Here is a 22,108-nt window from a genome sequence, read left to right on the forward strand (position 1 = left end):
CATATGATTCTTTCTAATGAGTTGTTTTGTCGCTTTTCATTATAGGTCATATGGGACTTTTTTTCTACAACAAAATAGGCTCCATAATATCTATAGGGGATTTACCCACTACAAATATTATAGAGCCTTAAAAATTATATCAAAATAGCTTGAAAATATTGGAAAAGTATGGTAAAATGAAAATTGTCGTGTGAACGATAATACTCATTCTTGATGAATTGTGAAGCAGTTGCTCTTGGGTCGTTTTGCGAGTTGAAGTCAAGAAGAGGAAAAAAACAAAAAGGAGAAATACTCATGGCAGTAATTTCAATGAAACAACTTCTTGAGGCTGGTGTACACTTTGGTCACCAAACTCGTCGCTGGAACCCTAAGATGGCTAAATACATCTTTACAGAGCGTAACGGAATCCACGTTATCGACTTGCAACAAACTGTAAAATACGCTGACCAAGCATACGACTTCATGCGTGATGCGGCAGCTAACGATGCAGTTGTATTGTTCGTTGGTACTAAGAAACAAGCAGCTGATGCAGTTGCTGAAGAAGCAGTACGTTCAGGTCAATACTTCATCAACCACCGTTGGTTGGGTGGAACTCTTACAAACTGGGGAACAATCCAAAAACGTATCGCTCGTTTGAAAGAAATCAAACGTATGGAAGAAGATGGAACTTTCGAAGTTCTTCCTAAGAAAGAAGTTGCACTTCTTAACAAACAACGTGCGCGTCTTGAAAAATTCTTGGGTGGTATCGAAGATATGCCTCGTATCCCAGATGTGATGTACGTAGTTGACCCACATAAAGAGCAAATTGCAGTTAAAGAAGCTAAAAAATTGGGAATCCCAGTTGTAGCGATGGTTGACACAAACACTGATCCAGATGATATCGATGTAATCATCCCAGCTAACGATGACGCTATCCGCGCTGTTAAATTGATCACAGCTAAATTGGCTGACGCTATCATCGAAGGACGTCAAGGTGAGGATGCAGCAGCAGTTGAAGCAGAATTTGCAGCTTCAGAAACTCAAGCAGATTCAATTGAAGAAATCGTTGAAGTTGTAGAAGGCGACAACGCTTAATTCATAATAAATAGTAATTACCTAGGAGGGCGGGGCTTAGCCCTGCTCTCCTATTTTTAAAAAATATAGGAGAATCAAAATGGCAGAAATTACAGCTAAACTTGTTAAAGAGTTGCGTGAAAAATCTGGTGCTGGTGTTATGGACGCTAAAAAAGCATTGGTTGAAGTGGAAGGCGATATCGAAAAAGCGATTGAATTGCTTCGCGAAAAAGGTATGGCAAAAGCAGCTAAGAAAGCTGACCGTGTTGCTGCAGAAGGTTTGACTGGTGTTTATGTTGACGGTAACATTGCAGCAGTTGTTGAAGTAAATGCTGAAACTGACTTCGTTGCGAAAAACGCTCAATTTGTTGAGTTGGTAAACGCAACAGCTAAAGCAATCGTTGAAGGAAAACCAGCTAATAATGAGGAAGCACTTGCTTTGACTATGCCTTCAGGTGAAACTCTTGAAGCTGCATACGTATCTGCAACAGCGACTATCGGAGAAAAAATCTCATTCCGTCGCTTTGCTTTGATTGAAAAAACAGATGCACAACACTTCGGAGCATACCAACACAACGGTGGACGTATCGGTGTTATCTCTGTAATCGAAGGTGGAGACGAAGCACTTGCTAAACAAATTTCAATGCACATTGCTGCTATGAAACCAACAGTTCTTTCATACAAAGAATTGGATGAGCAATTTGTTAAAGATGAGTTGGCACAATTGAACCACGTTATCGACCAAGATAACGAAAGCCGTGCAATGGTTAACAAACCAGCTCTCCCACACTTGAAATATGGATCAAAAGCTCAATTGACTGATGATGTTATTGCTCAAGCTGAAGCTGACATCAAAGCTGAGTTGGCTGCAGAAGGCAAACCAGAAAAAATCTGGGACAAAATCATCCCAGGTAAAATGGATCGCTTCATGCTTGACAATACTAAAGTTGACCAAGCTTACACACTTCTTGCACAAGTTTACATCATGGATGACAGCAAGACAGTTGAAGCATATCTTGAATCAGTTAACGCTTCAGTAGTTGAGTTCGCTCGCTTTGAAGTTGGTGAAGGTATTGAGAAAGCTGCAAACGACTTTGAAGCTGAAGTTGCAGCTACAATGGCAGCAGCCTTGAATAACTAATTATAGAAAGGAAGTAAATTTGCTTCCTTTTTTCTATGCAGTCGATCCTTATAGGGAGAACTTCCTATTTTCAAGGTAAAAATAAAAAGCCCTATAATAAGGGCCAATTGTATTTAGGAGACTAAACTTCAAATTCATAGAGTGCTGTAGAGAGATAACGTTCACCGTTATCTGGTGCTAGAGCAAGGACTTTTTTACCTGAACCTAATTTTTTGGCAATTTCGATGGCTCCGTAGATAGCTGCAGCTGAAGAAATCCCTACAAGGAAGCCTTCTTTTCCACCAATTTCACGTCCGAGTGCAAGAGCATCATCTGATGTTACACGAACAATACCATCATAGGCGTTTGTATCAAGTGTATCAGGAATAAATCCAGCTGAGATACCTTGAATTTTGTGAGGACCAGGTTTTTCACCAGATAGAATAGCAGATTCATCAGCTTCCACTGCATAAACTTGAATATTTGAATTTGCTGATTTGAGTGCATGAGAAACACCAGAAATTGTTCCACCGGTACCAACCCCAGCAACAAAGGCATCTAATCCATCTTTACCGAAAGCAGCTAGTATCTCAGCTCCTGTTGTTCTTTCGTGTACTTCTGGATTAGCTGGGTTGTCAAATTGAAGAGGAAGGAAACCATCACGTTCAGCAGCGATTTCTTGAGCCTTAGCAATAGCACCTTTCATTCCCTCGCTACCAGGAGTTAGGACGAGTTCAGCACCATAAGCTTGGATAATCTTACGTCGTTCCACACTCATAGTTTCAGGCATAACGATAACAACTTTATACCCTTTAGCAGCCCCTACCCATGAAAGTCCAATACCAGTGTTTCCACTTGTTGCTTCAACAATAGTAGAACCAGGTTTCAGAATACCGTCTTGTTCAGCTTTTTCAATCATGCTAAGAGCAATACGGTCTTTTACAGAAGAACCAGGGTTAAATGCTTCAAGTTTTACATAGACATCTGCAGCACCTTCTGGCACAATGTTGTTTAGTTTAACAATCGGAGTTTGACCGATTAGTTCAGTAATGTTGTTATAAATAGACATATGAATACCTCTTTGTATAAGATATATCTAGTATAACGCTATCTATACCATTTGTAAAATATAGAAATCCTATCGAAGTGATAGGATTTTTTTATATCACAGGTCTAAGCCATTAATTTTTAAGCGATTGTGATAAGTTAATTTTAGTAAATAGGTGTAAAGAAGAAAGTTATCAGTTTTCTTTTTGAATTGCTTCATTTTCTAGTAACTCTTGGCAAGAACCTTTTTATGTTGCTAATTAAAGTAGCGGTGAAAATATCAGTGAAACACTGTATTATCTATTGTTTACACTAGGTTTACAGGAACCTCAACTTCGCGTAAACCTTGATCAGTTAAAGTGACTTTTCCATTAAAAAACTCCACCAGTGCAGCTTTAATAGTTTCTTTTTCTTCTTTATCAACATAAATCATCGTATCGACTTGATCTGTAAAATTTGTATCTAGCTCCATGAGATTATGTTCTTTAAGGAAGTTACTGTACTCTTGGTACTGAGCGTAAGATATTTGAATAGCAATGCCAGCTTGTTCCTTTATTTCAATGATGCCAATTTCTTTGACGGCTAAGGCAACACTGCCTGCGTACGCACGAATTAGTCCTCCAGCGCCTAGTTTAATACCACCAAAGTAGCGTGTCACGACCACACAGACATTGGTGAGATTGTGATTTTCTAGTACCCCAAGCATGGGAACACCAGCAGTGCCACTAGGCTCGCCATCATCACTTGTACGTTTGATTTCACTACGTTCCCCAATAATAAATGCAGAGCAGTTATGCGTAGCTTTGTAGTGTTCTTTTTTGATAGCAGTAATGAAGTCACGAGCCTCTTCTTCGCTATAAACACGCTTGGCATGACAGATAAAGCGGGATTTTTTGATTTCTTCTTGGACTTGACCGTCCTCTTTAATTGTTCTAAATTCCATGATTTAATTGTACTAAAAAATCATCTAAAGCGCTAGGTTTTTACGAATAAAGAAGTATGAAAGTAAATCCAAATTATCTCGGTCGTTTGTTTACGGAGAATGAATTAACAGAAGAGGAGCGTCAGTTGGCGGAGAAACTTCCAGCAATGAGAAAGGAAAAGGGGAAGATTTTCTGTCAACGTTGTAATAGTACTATTCTAGAAGAATGGTATTTGCCCATCGGTGCTTACTATTGTCGAGAGTGCTTGCTGATGAAGCGAGTCAGGAGTGATCAAGCTTTATACTATTTTCCGCAGGAGGATTTTCCGAAGCAAGATATTCTTAAATGGCGTGGTCAATTAACTCCTTTTCAAGAGAAGGTGTCAGAGGGACTGCTTCAAGCAGTAGACAAGCACGAGCCAACCTTAGTACATGCGGTAACAGGGGCTGGAAAGACAGAAATGATTTATCAAGTTGTGGCTAAGGTGATTAATAGGGGTGGTTCAGTATGTTTGGCTAGTCCTCGCATAGATGTTTGTTTGGAGCTATACAAGCGCCTGCAAAAGGATTTTTCTTGCGAGATAGCCCTCCTACATGGAGAATCAAAGCCGTATTTTCGAACACCACTAGTTGTTGCGACGACCCATCAGTTATTGAAATTTTATCAAGCTTTTGATTTGCTGATAGTAGATGAAGTAGATGCTTTTCCTTATGTTGACAATCCCACGCTTTACCACGCTGTCAAGAATAGTGTAAAGGAGAATGGATTGAGAATCTTTTTAACAGCGACTTCGACCGATGAGTTAGATAAAAAGGTCCGTTTAGGAGAACTAAAAAGACTGAGCTTACCGAGACGATTTCATGGAAATCCGTTGATTATTCCAAAATCAATTTGGTTATCGGATTTTAATCGCTACTTAGATAGGAATCGTTTGTCACCAAAGTTAAAGACTTATATTGAGAAACAGAGAAAGACAGCTTATCCGTTACTCATTTTTGCTTCAGAAATTAAGAAAGGGGAGCAGTTAAAAGAAATCTTACAGGAGCAATTTCCAAATGAGAAAATTGGTTTTGTATCTTCTGTAACAGAGGATAGATTAGAGCAGGTACAAGCATTTCGAGATGGAGAACTGACAATACTTATCAGTACGACGATCTTGGAGCGTGGAGTTACCTTCCCTTGTGTGGATGTTTTCGTAGTAGAGGCTAATCATCGTCTGTTTACTAAGTCAAGCTTGATTCAGATTGGTGGACGAGTTGGACGAAGCATGGATAGACCGACAGGAGATTTGCTTTTCTTCCATGATGGGTTAAATGCTTCAATCAAGAAGGCGATTAAGGAAATTCAGATGATGAATAAGGAGGCTGGTCTATGAAGTGCTTGTTATGTGGGCAGATTATGAAGACTGTTTTAACTTTTAGTAGTCTATTACTTCTGAGGAATGATGATTCTTGTCTTTGTTCAGACTGTGATTTTACTTTTGAAAGAATTGGGGAAGAGAATTGTCCAAATTGTATGAAAACAGGTTTGTCAACAAAATGTCAAGATTGTCAACTTTGGTGTAAAGAAGGAGTTGAAGTCAGTCATAGAGCGATTTTTACTTACGATCAAGCTATGAAGGATTTTTTCAGTCGGTATAAGTTTGATGGAGACTTCCTGTTAAGAAAAGTTTTCGCTTCATTTTTAAGTGCGGAGTTAAAAAAGTACAAAGAGTATAGATTTGTCGTAATTCCCCTAAGCCCTGAAAGATTGCTTGACAGAGGATTTAATCAGGTTGAGGGCTTGGTAGAGGCAGCAGGTTTTTCGTATCTGGATTTACTAGGGAAAAGAGAAGAGAGAGCCAGTTCTTCTAAAAATCGTTCAGAGCGCTTGGGGACAGAACTTCCTTTCTTTATTAAAAGTGGAGTCACTATTCCTAAAAAAATCCTACTTATAGATGATATCTATACTACAGGAGCAACTATAAATCGTGTTAAGAGAATGTTGGAAGAAGCTGATGCTAAGGATGTAAAAACATTTTCCCTTGTAAGATGAGGAAAAAATTTGCAAAAATAGAATGAAAGCGTTATAATAAAATCATAAAAACAAAAATGTTTAGAAAGAAGGTACTCATATGATTAAATATAGTATCCGTGGTGAAAACCTAGAAGTAACAGAAGCAATTCGTGATTATGTAGTTTCTAAACTCGAAAAGATCGAAAAGTACTTTCAGCCAGAACAAGAGTTGGATGCCCGAATTAACTTAAAAGTTTATCGTGAAAAAACGGCTAAAGTGGAAGTAACGATTCCGCTTGGATCTATTACTCTCCGCGCAGAAGATGTGTCTCAAGATATGTATGGTTCAATTGACCTTGTAACTGATAAAATTGAACGTCAGATTCGTAAAAATAAAACAAAAATCGAGCGTAAAAATAAAAATAAGGTAGCAACTAGTCAATTATTTACAGATGCTTTGGTGGAAGATTCAAATGTTGTCCAGTCTAAAGTTGTTCGTTCAAAACAAATTGATTTAAAACCAATGGATTTGGAAGAAGCTATTCTACAGATGGATTTGTTGGGACATGATTTCTTTATCTATGTGGATGTTGAAGATCAAACAACTAATGTGATTTATCGTCGTGAGGATGGCGAAATTGGTTTGTTAGAAGTTAAAGAATCTTAAGAAAAATGAAATATAAAAAGTGGTTTACTTTCGGGTAAATCACTTTTTATATTTCAAGAAAGAGGGAGTTTGTGTAGCTAATTGAAATTAGAGTTGAACGTATTAGGTGTTAAAATATTGCTAGTAACTGGATTGAATTTCCTAGTCAATTTGTTTAGATTTTATTTCACTATATAAAGCGATTATGTCTAGTTTAAGTATTTTTTATCTATTTTGTCTTTTGTAATACAAGTAGCTATGAGGAGTAATAGATATCTAAATAATTACTGAGACATTAGAGGGTATGTAGATTGTAGAATGGAAGTTTGGAAGAAAACAGTTATTGATTATATAAGAGAGATGGCTTGTCTCTATGGATAAATTTTCAAAAAGTAAGTGGAAGAACTATCTATAAATTCAACTTATAGCTCTATTCATTTTTATTAAGTAGACAAAATACTGGTTGAAGCGATAGAATGGACTTGTCAACAAATAGCGAGCAATAAAATGTAAGCGTTCTTAAAATAAAAGAAGGAGTCATAACTATGGCAACAAAACAAGAAATTTTACGTGAACTATATCCTGAGGATCTCTTTCATTACGCTGATGGTTTAACATTAGGGGAAGCTGAAGTACTACAAGAAACTCGTCGTTTGATTGAAAAACATCTACGTCCAGTTATCAACGAATACTGGGAAAAACCTGATTTCCCATTTGAGGAATTTTACGCTGTCGCTAAGGGTGCTCAAATCATGAACAATCCAAAATTGTTTGAAGGGCGTGAAGGAAGTTATAAACCATCTGAATTGTATATTACCTTTTTATATCTAGAACTAGCTCGCTTCGATGCTTCAATCGCAACTTTCTATACAGTTCATGGAGGACTTTGCTATAACACTATTTTATTGGGTGGGGATGAAAGACAACAGAAAGAATTTCTTCCTAAGTTGGCTTCATTTGACTGGCAAGGATGTTTTGCCTTAACAGAACCGCTTTCTGGATCTGATATTGCTGGTGGTCTATCAACAACTGCTGAGCGTGTTGGAGATAAGTGGATTTTGAACGGAGAAAAGCGTTGGGTTGGTGGCTCAGATACAGCAGATGTTGTTCCTGTATTTGCTCGTGATGTGGCAGACGGTAAGGTGAAATGTTTTATTGTCCGTAAAGGTGCTCCTGGCTACCATGCAGAGCCTATTCCACATAAGATTGCACTGCGTTGTATCCGCAATGGTCATATTACAATGAAGAATGTAGAAGTTCCAGACTCAGATCGTTTGGTTAACATCAATGGATTTGGAGATGTAGCACGTATTTTAACATTTACTCGTGCCGATGTAGCGCACATTGCTATGGGAGTAACATGTGGTTCATATGTGGCAGCTCTTAAATATGCAAAAGACCGTCAACAGTTTAAACGTCCGATTGCCAAATTCCAAATTGTTCAAGAAAAATTAGCTAGAATGCAAGCCAATGCTGTAGCAGCTCTTGCATATTCAACTCGTATTGCTGAAATGCAGGAAGAGGGTAATGAGTTGATGCTCAATTCTGCTCTAGCGAAAATGCATAACTCTTTAGTAATGCGTGAAACAGTAGCTCTTGCGCGTGAAACATGTGGTGGTAATGGTATTACTTTGGAAACAGATGTGGCACGATTCTTTGCAGATGCGGAATCAATCTATACTTATGAAGGTTCGCACGAAGTCAATGCTTTGATTGTAGGTCGTGAAATTACTGGATTGGGTGCATTTGTTTAATAGAACTAGGACGATTGAAGGGTTTGTTTTCAATCGTCCTTGCTTCATAATGTGATTTACTTAGAATAAAAAGGAGAAAAAATGATCTCAAATGTAATGATAATTGGCTCTGGTCAGATGGGAAGTGGTATTGCTCAAGTATTTGCTCAAGCTGGATTTACGGTTTATTTGAATGATATCAAAGAAGAATTTGTTCAACGAGGATTGAATAACATAACAAAACAGTTGGAACGTTCGGTTGAAAAAGGACGTCTATCTGCAGATGAGAAAGACAAAGTGGTTGCCAATTTAATTCCTTCTACTTCATATGAAGATGCGAAAAATGTACAATTGGTTATCGAGGCTGCGACTGAAAATCGTGATATTAAACTCAGTATATTTAAACAATTGGACGAAATCACAGATTCTAAAACAATTCTAGCATCAAATACTTCCTCTCTATCTATCACAGATATTGCAGCCGCAACTAAGAACCAAGAACGTGTGATTGGAATGCACTTTTTTAATCCTGCTCCAGTGATGAAATTAGTTGAAGTGATTAAAGCTTTGCAGACTTCGGATGAAGTAGTGGCAGAAATCCGTGAACTTACAAAGAAAATTGGAAAAACTCCTGTTGATGTTAAAGATTCTTATGGATTTGTAGTAAATCGTGTATTGATTCCTATGATCAATGAAGCTATTTATATCTTAGGAGAAGGAGTTGCTAGTGCTGAAGAAATAGATGAGGCAATGAAACTAGGTGCTAATCATCCTATTGGTCCCTTAGCTTTGGCCGATTTGATTGGATTGGATGTTTGCCTTGCAATTATGGGTGTTTTGAACCAAGGATTTGGCGATCAGAAATACCGTCCTGCTCCTCTTTTGAAGAAAATGGTAGAGGCTGGAAAATTGGGACGTAAGTCAAAAGAAGGATTCTTTACTTACTAGAAAAAATGGAGGTAGTCATGAAAGATGTAGTTATTGTATCGGCGGTACGTACTCCTTTAGGTTCCTTTGGAGGAAGCTTGAAGAATATTTCAGCTGTCGAATTGGGCTCTTTGGTAATTAAGAGTGTTTTGGAAAAAGCGAATATTAAACCAGAGCAGGTAGATGAAGTGATCATGGGGAATGTCCTAGGTGCAGGTTTAGGTCAAAATGTGGCTCGCCAAATGAGTATTCATGCAGGACTCCCTGAATTTACACCAGCTTTTACTATCAATAAGGTTTGTGGTTCAGGTTTGAAGGCAGTACAATTGGCTGCTCAAGCTATTCAGTGTGGGGATGCTGATATCATCGTAGCTGGTGGGGCAGAAAATATGAGTCAAGCTCCATACGTATTGCCAAACTTCCGCTGGGGAGGACGTATGGGAGACTCTAACGTTGTTGATACCATGATTAAAGATGGGTTGTCTGATGCCTTCAACGAATATCATATGGGGATTACAGCTGAGAATGTGGCTGAAGAATATGGTATTAGCAGAGATGATCAAGATGCTCTTGCTTTAGAATCACAAAAAAGAGCAGTGGCGGCTATAGAATCTGGACGTTTCAAAGAAGAAATCGTTCCAGTGGTCATTCCTCAACGTAAAGGGGATCCGGTTGTCTTTGATACAGATGAATTTCCTAGAAAAGATGCTAGTTTGGAGAGCTTGTCTAAGCTACGCCCTGTTTTCAAAAAAGACGGCTCTGTTACGGCGGGGAATGCTTCTGGTATCAATGATGGAGCAGCAGCTGTCTTGGTCATGAGTGCTGACAAAGCTGAAGAATTAGGACTTCCAGTGATTGCTCGCATTCGTTCTTATGCAAGCGCAGGTTTGGATCCTAAGATTATGGGATGTGGACCGATTTATGCGACACGCAAGGCTCTTGAAAAAGGCAATTTGACAGTTGATGATCTTGACTTGATTGAGTCAAATGAAGCTTTTGCCGCCCAGGCTTGTGCGGTTGGTAAAACGCTTGGTTTCAATACAGATATTGTCAATGTTAACGGTGGTGCTATTGCTCTTGGTCATCCAATCGGAGCCTCAGGTTGTCGTATCCTAGTGACTCTTGTACATGAGATGATGAAGCGCGATGCCAAAACTGGATTAGCGACTCTATGTATTGGAGGCGGTATGGGCACAGCTCTTATCGTTGAACGCTAATGAACTATTTATGTCGTGTGTCTTTCTTTTAATATACCATTATTAAATAGAGTTTTATTTGGAAACTGATAATTCTTATACCTTATCACGCATGCTCTTCATGATGCTGCGTGATAAGGTATTTTTGATAGTGTAAGTTAGTAGCAGCCATGGAACATAGATTAAATTAAGATCTAAGTCTGCTGGATAAGAATTGTAGTAGAGCTGTTAGGAAAAGGCGTTTAAGAAGTAACTTATATATTAAAGTGAAACAAGAATTTAACAATTTAATTTTTGAATTCAAATCAATTAGTTTAGAAACGATATTGCACTAGTCCAGATTCACTTCGCTATATATTTTCCTAGACTTAAGGTAGTTGATATTGTTGAAATGAACTATTTTTTTAATGGTCATATATGTATTTATGTGATTGTTATCGTTCATTTGATGGGGATTATTTGAAGCAAAATTAAACTATAAGTTGTACTTATAGGATTATAAACTAAGATTAAGTAGACGGATTGATTTAAATGAGTTATCATAAAAATGTAAGCTCTTACATTTGGTATCGGTATTTGTTGACACTGTACTCTGTACTCAAAAAAAATTAAGTAGGAGCAGAATAATGAGTAAAACAGTTTTATTAGAGCAGAAGAATGGGATTGGTTACCTTACAATAAATCGTCCAGCAGCTTTGAATGCTTTAAGTTCAGAAGTTTTGACTGACTTAAATCATGTTTTAGACGAAATTGAAGCAAGTGATGATATTCGTGTTGTGATTGTGACTGGACAAGGTGAAAAAGCATTTGTTGCAGGAGCGGATATCAAAGAGATGGATCAAATGTCTCCTATCCAAGCACATGATTATATGACCTATGCTAATGATACGTTTACCCGTCTATCTGAACTAACGCAACCAACTATTGCAGTTCTAAACGGTTATGCTTTAGGAGGTGGTTTGGAATTAGCTCTATCAACAGATATTCGTATTGGTTACGAAAAGACCACTGTAGGATTTCCAGAGGTAGGCCTAGGTATTATTCCAGGATTTGCTGGAACACAAAGAATGTCTCGCTTAATTGGTACCAGCAAGACAAAAGAACTAATTTTTACTGCTAGAATGGTTAAAGGTCAAGAAGCCTATGAATTAGGCATCTTGAATAAATTGGTGGCAGCCGAGGAATTGTTGACAGCAGCTGAGGAATTGGCAGTCTCTATTATGAAAAACGCTCCTTTGGCAGTTGAAAAAGCCAAGCATATTATTCAAGTTGGATCAGAACTCCCACTGAAAAATGCGATTCGATTAGAAACAGAAGCTGAAGCTCTCCTCTTCTCAACAGAAGATAAGGTAGAAGGAATGCGCGCTTTTGTTGAGAAACGCAAAGCTGAGTTTCAGCGTAAATAGAAAGAGGAGATAGAAGATGCAAGTTGTAACATTATCGGATGCAATTTCCTTGATTCACTCAGGAGATAAAGTAGGAATTTCAGGTTTTCTTGGAGTAGGGGAACCACTTGAATTGATTGAAGAATTGGTTTCTCAAAACCAGCAAGATTTGACATTGGTATCAGTCGTAACATCTCAACCTGGTAAGGAAGTCGGTGTGGGGCGTCTTTGTGAAAATCACCAAGTTAAAAAATACATTGCAGCTCACGTAGGAACGTCTGCAGCAGCTCAACATGAGTATTTCAGTGGAAATATGGAAGTTGAATTTACTCCAATGGGAACTGTTGTTGAACGATTACATGCAGCTGGAGCTGGTCTAGGAGCAGTATTGACACCAACAGGTGTAGGTACTATTTTGGAAAAAGATCAGGAGAAGGTTACTCGCAATGGAAAAGAATATTTAATTTATGATCCATTGAAGATTGATGTAGCTTTGATTAAGGCTACGAAGGCAGACAAGTATGGAAACTTATACTTGGACGGTACGACAAAAAATATTTCACTTCAGCTAGCTTTGGCAGCTAATACAGTCATTGTAGAAACTAATGAGTTGTTAGAAGTGGGAGAAATTGATCCTAATGATATTTACATCCCAGGTATCCTTGTCGATTATGTTGTTCAGGGATTGTCTCCAGAAGAGCATCATAAAATGATGGGTGATTTGTGGACAGAGACTAAGAAACTTGCGGGGGTAAACTAAAATGAAGGCAAAAGAAATTATTGCAAGACGTGTGGCGCTTGAGTTTAAAGATGGGGATGTTGTGAATCTGGGATTTGGTATTCCAAATGCATCTGCCGATTATATCCCTGAGGGAGTTAATGTCATTCTTCAAGCAGAAAATGGAGCTCTTCGTTTTGGGGAAACCCCTACCAAAGATGGATACAATGCAAACTTGGCAAATTCGGGAGGTGCCCCAATCACCTTGTTGCCAGGAGCCGCCTTGTTTGATTTGCAAACATCTTTTGCGATTATTCGTGGAGGTCATGTGGATGCTACAGTATTAGGTGCACTTGAAGTGAGCCAAGACGGTAGTATCGCAAACTGGATTATTCCAGGTAAGTTTGCTCCAGGTATGGGTGGTGCTATGGACTTACTGGTTGGAGCAAAACGTGTTATTGGTGCGATTCAACATACGACAGGGGATGGTCAATCAAAATTGTTGAAAGAGTGTACCCTTCCTTTATCAGCTAAAGGAGTATTGGATTTGATTATTACTGATTTAGCTGTTTTTGGAATCCAAGATGGTAAATTCTTATTGAAGGAATTAGCTCCTGGTGTGACTTTAGAGGAAGTCCTTGAAAAGACAGACGGAGATGTTATTGTTTCAGATGATTTGAAAATCATGCCTATTTGATAATGAGCAATCGTTAGGAAGCTATTTTTTTCATAGTGTGGTATGATATATATTGATAACTTTTGTAAGCGATTTATAAATGAGAGTGCAATAGTTATCTAACAGACTATACCTAATGAAAAGAGGTTGAAAGATTTCTAAATTATATGATTTGCTATAAGATTTAATTATTGGGTAGCTTGTATAAATAACGGAGATAGAACTGAGCTTGTGTTAGTTTAGAGTTTCCTGTTTGCGTATAAGTTTGGTGAAAAAGATAGTATCTATAGTAGCGAAGGAAAGAGAGGTGATTGGCCAGTGGATATTATTCAAATGAATTATTTTATCAATATTATAGAATGTGGATGTAATCTTTCCATTGCTGCGAAAAAAATCCACATCAGTCAGTCTGCCTTAAGTCAGTTTGTAACAAATTTTGAAGCGACTGAAGGGGTTCAGTTATTTCATAGAAAAAATGGGAGATTAGAAAGTCTCACTGGAGCTGGAAGAAAGATTTATCGGTTTGCTACTGAGATTGTGAATCGTCATGAAGAAATGCTTTCCATGATTCATAGTGAAGCGCAAAAACAAAAAGGGACAATAAACCTTGGAATTCCATCCTTGATTTTACGTGTGTATTTTGCTAGTTTGCTTCCACAATTTTTCAAAAATAACCCTCATATCCATATACAAGTGACAGAAGGAGGGGGAAAAGAAATTCGTCAAAAAATGACGGAAGGAGATTTGAGCCTAGCATTTTTGATTGAGCCTACTTTGTTGGATACAAAGAAGTTTGATCAGCATGTTATCCAACTGGATGAGTATGTTGCTTATATGGATAAAAATCATCCACTTTCAGATAAAGGATTGTTGGAATGGTCAGATATATCTGACTATGAGATAGCAACCTTTAATAAGTCCTTTACTACTTATGATTTGGTTACTGAAAAATTCGCTTCACAGGGAATTTCTCCTAAATTTGCTTATCTTTCCTCTACATGGGACTTTTTGGTTGAGTCAACTTACCAAACGGACTTAATCGCGATTTTACCTAAACCGATTAGCCATCTAGTAGATAGTAGTCGCTTTAAAGCAGTGACTTTTAAAGATCCGATTCCATTTAATATTTGGTTTTGTAGACCATATAAATCTTCCTATAGTGAGGTTGAATCATATGTTTACGAAGAGCTATTGAGGGATTATTACCAACCTGTTGCTGATAATTAAATTGAGGTGAAGATGATGATTTTGAGGTGAAGATGATGATTGATAATAATGCCTTGGAGCAAGAGTTACGGAATTTACTTTTACCCTATTTGAGGAACAGAGAGGATGAAAATCAATTTCCGAAAGAATTGCTCTCTAAATTTATTGATAAATATAATATTTTTTCCTCTTGTGTAGATAGTCAGCTTGATGGGTCGACTGTACCTTTTCTAACTCTTATTCGTCTGATTGCAAAGTATTTTCCAGCATTTTCTACAATTTTATTGACTCAAGCTTACTATGGAATCTACCCTTTTATGCGTTTTGGAACCATAGACCAGCAGTCTCACTATCTTGAATCATTAGTAAAAGGTGAGAGATTAGTAGGCTTGGGATTCTCTGAAGGAAAATCCATGGAAAGTTTGTCAGTAATTGAAACTACTGCTGCGAAAACAGCTACTGGTTGGCGTTTATCAGGTAAAAAATCAATTGTGTCTAATTGTCGATTTGCTGATATTTTATTGATACTTGCGAAGATAGAAGCAGATGGGGGAAAAGATTCTTTTGGTTTTTTCATAGTCGATACAAGAGACCCAGGTGTTGTTATTGGTGATGACATTAGCAAACCAGGTCTAAAGGGGTTACCCATCAGTTCTGTTGCCTTTGACAATGTGCTTCTGACGCAAGACAGATTATTGGGTTTGAGCTTATCAGGTGATGAACAATTGAATGATATTCTTCAAAAATTACAGCTTGGTCTTAGTGCAGTCTCCCTCGGAGTTGCTGAAGGTGCATTTGAAAAAGGATTGTCTTTTGTGAAAGTTAAACGTGGGTTTGGCAATCGTTTACTAGATGCAACTGTTTATCAGTATCAGTTTGCAGACTTGTATACAAAATTGTGTTCAGCAAAAGCGTATTTTAATTCGTATCAAGATAACATGGGAGATGCACTTTTGTTTGTATGTCAGATTAAACTTTATACAACAAAAGTTGCCTTGGAGATTTCTGAGGATATTATTCGGTTGATGAGCCCCTTGCATACTGTGGAAGATATTCCCATTGATCGGTATTTAAAAGATGCTAAAACGCTTGAAATGTATGGTAAATCAGGAGATTCGATTCGCAAGCGAATTGCCTGTCAGTGGCTAAAGGAGTAAAGAATGACAAATCTCACACTACAGGAATACCAGTTCCATGATATGAAGTTGACTTGGCTACGTGGTGCAGATAAATTAACTGATGCAGGAACACTTTTTGGCCCTGTTCCTAAAGTTGTATGGTCGCGCTATTATCCAACCAATGAGGATAATATGATGGCTGAGCTAACAGATCCAATTTTGATTCAATATAAGGAGAAAAATTACCTTATTGATACTAGTTTTGATACAGCTAAATTATCAGAAAAACAAAGACGAAATTTAGGTATTTTATCAGAGAGCAGGGTTGAGGAGAGTTTGGAACTCTTAGGATTGACTACTAGTCAGATTGATGTTGTTCTCATGACTCATATGCATCATGATCATTCAGGTGGTTTAACCTATAGAGATGTCTCTGGAGACTTGGTATCCAAGTATCCCAAAGCAAAAATCATTGTAAACGATGTCGAATGGTATGAAATGCGAAATCCTAATAATCGGACAAAAGGCACTTATCTTAGAGAAAACTGGGAACCAATTGAAAAGCAAGTAACAACTTTTTCAGAATACATTAATGTGATTCCAGAAATTCAAATGATTCGTACGAGTGGTCATAGTAATGGTCATAGTATTATTCTATTGAAACAAGGAAAGGATACGATGATTCATATGGGAGATTTGATGTTGACACATGTTCATCGGAATTCTCTGTGGGTTCCTGCAGTGGATGATTACCCTATGAAATCAATCTTGGCAAAAGAGAAGTGGCTCCGTCAAGCTTTTGAAAATGACTATAAATTTTTCTTTTATCATGATCAATTTTTAGCAGTCGCCCAGTTTGATAAAGAAGGTAAAGAATTTGTAGATTATGTGCCACGCTCTCGACCTCCAATAATTCCTTTTACAGATAGGCAAGATCGCAAACCAATTTTTTTAGGATAGTCGTATATAAGGAGACAAATGATTTCATTTTCTTGTTGACTTGGATCAGGTGGGATGACTACCCATACGCCAACAAGAAGCAACAGAAAATAAAGGAGTATTCACATGTCTATTACAAAACTTTTACAAATTAAATATCCAATTTTTCAAGGAGCTATGGCTCAAATTTCTCATTATCAATTAGCTGCAGCTGTATCAGAAGCTGGGGGATTGGGAATTATTGCCTCTGGTGGGATGACTGGAGAACAGTTACGTGAAGAAATTCGTGAGTTAAGAAAGTTGACAGATAAGCCTTTTGGTGTCAATATTATGTTGATGATGAAGAATATCAAAGATATTGTTACAGTTATTATCGAAGAAAAAGTGCCTGTTGTTACAACTGGGGCGGGAACACCAAAACATGTCATGCCTTATTTGAAGGAAGCTGGAATTAAGGTTATTCCAGTTATTGCTAGTGTGAAACATGCTCAAAAAATGCAAGAACTCGGAGTTGATGCTGTTATTGCAGAAGGTTCAGAAGCAGGTGGTCACATCGGAGAAAGTAACACTATGGCTCTTATCCCGCAAATTGTAGATGCTGTTACGATTCCTGTTATCGCAGCAGGAGGAATTGCGGATGGTAGAGGACTAGCTGCAGCCATTGCTTTAGGAGCAGCAGGTGTGCAGATGGGAACTGTTTTTCTAGCTTCAGATGAGTGTCCGATTGCTACAGAGTACAAAGAAGCAGTTTTGGAGGCAAATGACACGGCAACTGCTGTTACTGGACGGATTGCTGGGGCACCAGTTCGTTGCATCCGAAATGCCATGACTGATCATTATATTGAATTAGAGCAAAAAGGAACTAACCGTGAGGAATTAGAGGAAATTACTATCGGATCTCTTTCTAAAGCGGTTTATGAAGGAGATACAGAAAATGGTTCAATGATGAGTGGTCAGATTGCGGGGTTAGTCAAAGAAATCAAACCTTGTAAGTTTATTATAGAGTCTATTGTAAGCCAAGCCCAAGAAAGATTGAAAGGTCTTCAGATAGAAGTTGGAGAATAGTCTCTTTTAGTTAAAGAAACTATCGTTAATGAAGAAAATAGAGGATGACTACTTCTTCCTCTATTTTTTATGTTCAAATCAAGAAGAAATAGAGACTGAATGTATAAACTCACAGCTAAACTGTTAATGCTAATAGCCATAAACTTCTTTAAAAGTCGCTTTTTGAGGGTTATTATGGTATAATGGGTGCCAAGAGGTTTGGAATGAAAAAATTTTATGTAAGTCCAATTTTTCCTATTCTAGTAGGATTGATTGCGTTTGGAGTCTTATCCACTTTCATTATTTTTGTTAATAATAATCTGTTGACGGTTTTCATTTTGTTTCTTTTTGTAGGAGGCTATGTTTTTTTATTTAAGAAACTGAGAGTGCATTATACAAGGAGTGATGTAGAACAGATACAGTATGTAAACCACCAAGCGGAAGAAAGTTTGACAGCTCTATTGGAACAGATGCCTGTAGGTGTTATGAAATTGAATTTATCTTCTGGAGAGGTTGAGTGGTTTAATCCCTATGCTGAATTGATTTTGACCAAGGAAGATGGTGATTTTGATTTGGAAGCTGTTCAAACGATTATCAAGGCTTCAGTAGGAAATCCGTCTACTTATGCTAAGCTGGGTGAGAAGCGTTATGCTGTTCATATGGATGCTTCTTCCGGTGTTTTGTATTTTGTAGATGTATCCAGGGAGCAAGCCATAACAGATGAATTAGTAACAAGCCGACCAGTGATTGGAATTGTATCTGTGGATAATTATGATGATTTGGAGGATGCAACTTCTGAGTCAGATATTAGTCAAATCAATAGTTTTGTAGCTAATTTTATATCAGAGTTTTCAGAAAAATACATGATGTTTTCTCGTCGGGTAAGTATGGATCGATTTTATCTATTTACTGACTACACGGTGCTTGAGGGCTTGATGAATGATAAATTTTCTGTTATTGATGCTTTCAGAGAAGAGTCGAAACAGAGACAGTTGCCCTTGACCTTAAGTATGGGATTTTCTTATGGCGATGGAAATCATGATGAGATAGGGAAAGTTGCTTTGCTCAACTTGAACTTGGCTGAAGTACGTGGTGGCGACCAGGTGGTTGTCAAGGAGAATGATGAAACGAAAAATCCAGTCTACTTTGGCGGTGGGTCGGCTGCGTCCATCAAGCGCACTCGTACCCGTACTCGATCAATGATGACAGCCATATCTGATAAGATTCGTAGTGTGGATCAAGTGTTTGTAGTTGGGCATAGAAATTTAGATATGGATGCCTTGGGCTCTGCTGTAGGTATGCAGTTGTTCGCTAGCAATGTGATTGAAAATAGCTATGCTCTTTATGATGAAGAACAAATGTCTCCAGATATTGAACGAGCTGTTTCATTCTTAGAAAAAGAAGGAGTTACGAAGTTGTTGTCTGTTAAGGAGGCAATGGCGATGGTGACCAATCGTTCTTTGTTGATTCTTGTAGACCATTCAAAGACAGCTTTGACTTTATCAAAAGAATTTTATGATTTATTTACCCAAACCATCGTCATTGACCACCATCGAAGGGATCAGGATTTCCCAGACAATGCAGTTATCACTTATATCGAAAGTGGTGCAAGCAGTGCCAGTGAGTTAGTAACAGAATTGATTCAGTTCCAGAATTCTAAGAAAAATCGTTTGAGTCGTATGCAAGCCAGTGTCTTGATGGCTGGTATGATGCTGGATACTAAAAATTTCACCTCACGAGTGACTAGTCGGACATTTGATGTTGCTAGCTATCTCAGAACGCGCGGAAGTGATAGTATTGCTATCCAAGAAATCGCTGCGACAGATTTTGAAGAATATCGTGAGGTCAATGAACTGATTTTACAGGGGCGTAAATTAGGTTCAGATGTATTGATAGCAGAGGCTAAGGACTCGAAATGCTATGATACAGTTGTTATTAGTAAGGCAGCAGATGCCATGTTAGCTATGTCAGGTATTGAAGCGAGTTTTGTTCTTGCGAAGAATACACAAGGATTTATCTCCATCTCAGCTCGAAGTCGTAGTAAGCTGAATGTACAACGGATTATGGAAGAGTTAGGCGGTGGAGGTCACTTTAATTTGGCAGCAGCTCAAATTAAAGATTTAACCTTGTCAGAAGCAGGTGAAAAACTGACAGAAATTGTATTAAATGAAATAAAGGAAAAGGAGAAAGAAGAATGAAAGTAATCTTTTTAGCAGATGTTAAAGGAAAAGGTAAAAAAGGCGAAATTAAGGAAGTACCAACAGGGTATGCGCAAAACTTTCTTATCAAAAAGAACCTAGCCAAAGAAGCGACTGCTCAAGCGGTAGGTGAGCTTCGTGGTAAACAAAAATCTGAAGAAAAAGCTCACGCTGAAATGATTGCAGAAGCAAAAGCAATTAAAGCCCAACTTGAAGCAGAAGAAACTGTTGTAGAATTTGTTGAAAAAGTTGGTCCAGATGGTCGTACCTTTGGTTCGATTACCAATAAGAAGATTGCAGAAGAATTGCAAAAGCAATTTGGAATTAAGATTGATAAACGTCATATCCAAGTACAAGCTCCGATTCGAGCGGTTGGTTTAATCGATGTACCAGTGAAAATCTATCAAGATATTACAAGTGTAATCAATCTTCGTGTGAAAGAAGGATAAGTTTACACCTTCTTGACAAGATTGTAAAAGGAAGGGAAGTCTGATGGCAGAAGTAGAAGAGTTACGAGTACAACCTCAAGATATCTTAGCTGAGCAATCTGTTTTGGGGGCTATCTTTATTGATGAGAGTAAACTTGTTTTTGTGCGAGAATACATTGAGTCTCGGGACTTTTTTAAGTATGCCCATCGTTTGATTTTCCAAGCTATGGTTGATTTATCCGATCGTGGCGATGCTATAGATGCAACAACGGTTCGTACCATTCTTGATAATCAAGGTGATTTACAGAATATTGGTGGCTTGTCTTACTTGGTTGAGATTGTCAATTCTGTGCCAACTTCTGCTAATGCGGAGTACTATGCTAAGATTGTTGCAGAAAAAGCAATGCTACGGCGATTAATCTCCAAGTTGACAGAGTCTGTCAATCAAGCTTACGAGGCTTCGCAACCAGCTGATGAAATCATTGCTCAGGCAGAAAAAGGCCTGATTGATGTCAGTGAAAATGCTAATCGAAGTGGATTTAAGAACATTCGAGATGTGTTGAATATCAACTTTGGAAATCTGGAAGCTCGCTCGCAGCAAACGACTGATATTACAGGTATTGCGACAGGCTATCGTGATTTAGATCATATGACGACTGGTCTTCATGAGGAGGAGTTGATTATCTTAGCAGCTCGTCCGGCGGTTGGTAAGACAGCCTTTGCCTTGAATATTGCTCAGAATATTGGGACCAAGTTGGACAAAACGGTTGCTATTTTTTCACTGGAAATGGGTGCGGAAAGTCTAGTGGATCGTATGTTGGCGGCAGAAGGTTTGGTGGAATCCCATTCTATCCGTACGGGGCAATTGACTGATGAGGAATGGCAAAAGTATACCATTGCTCAAGGGAATCTAGCCAACGCGAGTATCTATATCGATGATACGCCAGGGATTCGAATCACGGAAATTCGTTCTCGCTCACGCAAACTTGCTCAAGAAACGGGTAATCTTGGTTTGATTTTGATAGATTACTTGCAGCTTATCACGGGAACTGGGCGAGAAAACCGCCAACAAGAAGTTTCAGAAATTTCACGTCAGTTGAAAATCCTAGCAAAAGAACTGAAAGTTCCAGTAATTGCTCTAAGTCAGCTTTCTCGTGGTGTAGAACAACGTCAGGATAAAAGACCAGTCTTGTCTGATATTCGTGAATCTGGGTCTATTGAGCAAGATGCTGATATCGTAGCTTTTCTCTATCGTGACGATTACTATGAGCGTGGTGGTGAAGAAGAGGACGGTATCCCAAATAATAAGGTGGAAGTTATTATCGAGAAAAACCGTAGTGGAGCTCGTGGAACAGTGGAATTGATTTTCCAAAAAGAATACAATAAATTTTCAAGTATCTCAAAAAGGGAGGCATAAAATGACAGATGCATTTACAGATGTAGCTAAGATGAAAAAAATCAAAGAGGAAATCAAGGCACATGAGGGTCATGTAATTGAAATGACCTTGGAAAATGGGCGTAAGCGTCAAAAAAATAGATTGGGTAAGTTAATTGAAGTTTATCCATCCCTATTTATTGTGGAATTTGGGAATGTGGAAGGAGATAAACAGGCTAATGTTTACGTTGAATCCTTTACTTACTCAGATATCCTTACAGAAAAAAATCTAATTCATTATCTGGACTAAAGTGAGAAATTTTCTCACTTTTTCTTTTTTCTCCGAATAGTTTAAGTGAAGGTAATCTTCGATTTATATTA

21 protein-coding genes and 1 pseudogene are annotated in these 22,108 nt (G+C 38.1%); 19 read left to right on the forward strand and 3 right to left on the reverse strand.

The features are described from left to right. Nucleotides 1-294 precede the first annotated feature (294 nt). Together rpsB and tsf are read left to right on the forward strand one after the other, a co-directional pair. Complete coding sequence (rpsB, locus tag DSY56_RS06930) at nucleotides 295-1,074, forward strand: 30S ribosomal protein S2 (RefSeq protein ID WP_014017378.1); 780 nt, start codon at nucleotides 295-297, stop codon at nucleotides 1,072-1,074. A gap of 79 nt (nucleotides 1,075-1,153) precedes the next feature. Then, nucleotides 1,154-2,194: a translation elongation factor Ts gene (gene tsf / locus DSY56_RS06935; RefSeq protein ID WP_000808091.1), complete on the forward strand. Its 1,041-nt coding sequence runs from the start codon at nucleotides 1,154-1,156 to the stop codon at nucleotides 2,192-2,194. A 121-nt stretch (nucleotides 2,195-2,315) separates the two neighbouring features. On the opposite strand, the gene cysK is transcribed toward tsf, so the two are convergent. From cysK to DSY56_RS06950, 3 genes and pseudogenes are all read right to left on the reverse strand, one after another. Next, a complete protein-coding gene (gene cysK / locus DSY56_RS06940) occupies nucleotides 2,316-3,242 on the reverse strand; it encodes a cysteine synthase A (protein ID WP_112444666.1) in 927 nt (308 codons plus the stop codon). A 96-nt stretch (nucleotides 3,243-3,338) separates the two neighbouring features. Beyond that, a pseudogene (locus tag DSY56_RS12380) lies at nucleotides 3,339-3,434 on the reverse strand (PH domain-containing protein); the annotation flags it as partial. Nucleotides 3,435-3,527: 93 nt separating this feature from the next. Beyond that, nucleotides 3,528-4,163, reverse strand: a complete 636-nt coding sequence (locus DSY56_RS06950) for a YigZ family protein (RefSeq protein WP_112444668.1) — start codon at nucleotides 4,161-4,163, stop codon at nucleotides 3,528-3,530. A gap of 56 nt (nucleotides 4,164-4,219) precedes the next feature. Here DSY56_RS06950 and DSY56_RS06955 point away from each other — a divergent pair, with 56 nt between their 5' ends. From DSY56_RS06955 to DSY56_RS07035, 17 genes are all read left to right on the forward strand, one after another. Next, the gene (locus DSY56_RS06955; RefSeq protein ID WP_112444670.1) at nucleotides 4,220-5,518 is read left to right on the forward strand and encodes a DEAD/DEAH box helicase; all 1,299 of its coding nucleotides are present in this window, start codon (nucleotides 4,220-4,222) and stop codon (nucleotides 5,516-5,518) included. After that, nucleotides 5,515-6,177, forward strand: a complete 663-nt coding sequence (locus DSY56_RS06960) for a ComF family protein (RefSeq protein ID WP_112444672.1) — start codon at nucleotides 5,515-5,517, stop codon at nucleotides 6,175-6,177. Before DSY56_RS06955 ends, DSY56_RS06960 begins: the two co-directional genes overlap by 4 nt. Before the next feature lie 79 nt (nucleotides 6,178-6,256). Then, nucleotides 6,257-6,805 (forward strand): ribosome hibernation-promoting factor, HPF/YfiA family, encoded by a 549-nt coding sequence (gene hpf / locus DSY56_RS06965; protein WP_050073478.1) that lies wholly within the window; start codon nucleotides 6,257-6,259, stop codon nucleotides 6,803-6,805. 524 nt (nucleotides 6,806-7,329) lie between these two features. Then, the gene (fadE, locus tag DSY56_RS06970) at nucleotides 7,330-8,538 is read left to right on the forward strand and encodes an acyl-CoA dehydrogenase FadE (RefSeq protein ID WP_050242834.1); all 1,209 of its coding nucleotides are present in this window, start codon (nucleotides 7,330-7,332) and stop codon (nucleotides 8,536-8,538) included. Nucleotides 8,539-8,619: 81 nt separating this feature from the next. Further along, a complete protein-coding gene (locus DSY56_RS06975) occupies nucleotides 8,620-9,465 on the forward strand; it encodes a 3-hydroxybutyryl-CoA dehydrogenase (protein ID WP_050242833.1) in 846 nt (281 codons plus the stop codon). Nucleotides 9,466-9,482: 17 nt separating this feature from the next. Then, nucleotides 9,483-10,661, forward strand: coding sequence for an acetyl-CoA C-acetyltransferase (locus DSY56_RS06980; protein ID WP_050252602.1), 1,179 nt, complete (start codon nucleotides 9,483-9,485; stop codon nucleotides 10,659-10,661). A 605-nt stretch (nucleotides 10,662-11,266) separates the two neighbouring features. After that, a complete protein-coding gene (locus tag DSY56_RS06985) occupies nucleotides 11,267-12,046 on the forward strand; it encodes an enoyl-CoA hydratase/isomerase family protein (RefSeq protein WP_050242831.1) in 780 nt (259 codons plus the stop codon). A 16-nt stretch (nucleotides 12,047-12,062) separates the two neighbouring features. Next, entirely contained in the window at nucleotides 12,063-12,785 is a 723-nt protein-coding gene (locus DSY56_RS06990) for a CoA transferase subunit A (protein ID WP_050242830.1), read from the forward strand. 1 nt (nucleotide 12,786) lies between these two features. Next, a complete protein-coding gene (locus tag DSY56_RS06995) occupies nucleotides 12,787-13,440 on the forward strand; it encodes a 3-oxoacid CoA-transferase subunit B (protein ID WP_050242829.1) in 654 nt (217 codons plus the stop codon). A gap of 297 nt (nucleotides 13,441-13,737) precedes the next feature. Next, the gene (locus DSY56_RS07000) at nucleotides 13,738-14,646 is read left to right on the forward strand and encodes a LysR family transcriptional regulator (RefSeq protein WP_160109916.1); all 909 of its coding nucleotides are present in this window, start codon (nucleotides 13,738-13,740) and stop codon (nucleotides 14,644-14,646) included. Nucleotides 14,647-14,681: 35 nt separating this feature from the next. Then, entirely contained in the window at nucleotides 14,682-15,782 is a 1,101-nt protein-coding gene (locus DSY56_RS07005; RefSeq protein ID WP_112444674.1) for an acyl-CoA dehydrogenase family protein, read from the forward strand. A gap of 3 nt (nucleotides 15,783-15,785) precedes the next feature. Further along, nucleotides 15,786-16,703 carry an MBL fold metallo-hydrolase gene (locus tag DSY56_RS07010; RefSeq protein ID WP_050242826.1) on the forward strand — a complete coding sequence of 306 codons (918 nt, stop codon included), beginning with the start codon at nucleotides 15,786-15,788 and terminating at the stop codon, nucleotides 16,701-16,703. 105 nt (nucleotides 16,704-16,808) lie between these two features. Continuing rightward, the gene (locus tag DSY56_RS07015; protein WP_050242825.1) at nucleotides 16,809-17,747 is read left to right on the forward strand and encodes a DUF561 domain-containing protein; all 939 of its coding nucleotides are present in this window, start codon (nucleotides 16,809-16,811) and stop codon (nucleotides 17,745-17,747) included. Nucleotides 17,748-17,950: 203 nt separating this feature from the next. Beyond that, on the forward strand, nucleotides 17,951-19,924 hold the full coding sequence (locus DSY56_RS07020) for a DHH family phosphoesterase (RefSeq protein ID WP_112444676.1): 1,974 nt from the start codon (nucleotides 17,951-17,953) through the stop codon (nucleotides 19,922-19,924). Beyond that, nucleotides 19,921-20,373, forward strand: a complete 453-nt coding sequence (rplI, locus tag DSY56_RS07025; protein ID WP_000864214.1) for a 50S ribosomal protein L9 — start codon at nucleotides 19,921-19,923, stop codon at nucleotides 20,371-20,373. The genes DSY56_RS07020 and rplI overlap by 4 nt, the downstream gene beginning before the upstream one ends. A 43-nt stretch (nucleotides 20,374-20,416) precedes the next feature. Beyond that, the gene (gene dnaB, locus DSY56_RS07030) at nucleotides 20,417-21,769 is read left to right on the forward strand and encodes a replicative DNA helicase (protein ID WP_112444677.1); all 1,353 of its coding nucleotides are present in this window, start codon (nucleotides 20,417-20,419) and stop codon (nucleotides 21,767-21,769) included. 1 nt (nucleotide 21,770) lies between these two features. Continuing rightward, nucleotides 21,771-22,037 (forward strand): Veg family protein, encoded by a 267-nt coding sequence (locus DSY56_RS07035; RefSeq protein ID WP_000128619.1) that lies wholly within the window; start codon nucleotides 21,771-21,773, stop codon nucleotides 22,035-22,037. Nucleotides 22,038-22,108: the final 71 nt, after the last annotated feature.

The sequence above is a fragment of the Streptococcus sp. 596553 genome (genome assembly GCF_900411395.1).
GTDB lineage: Bacteria > Bacillota > Bacilli > Lactobacillales > Streptococcaceae > Streptococcus > Streptococcus mitis_BA.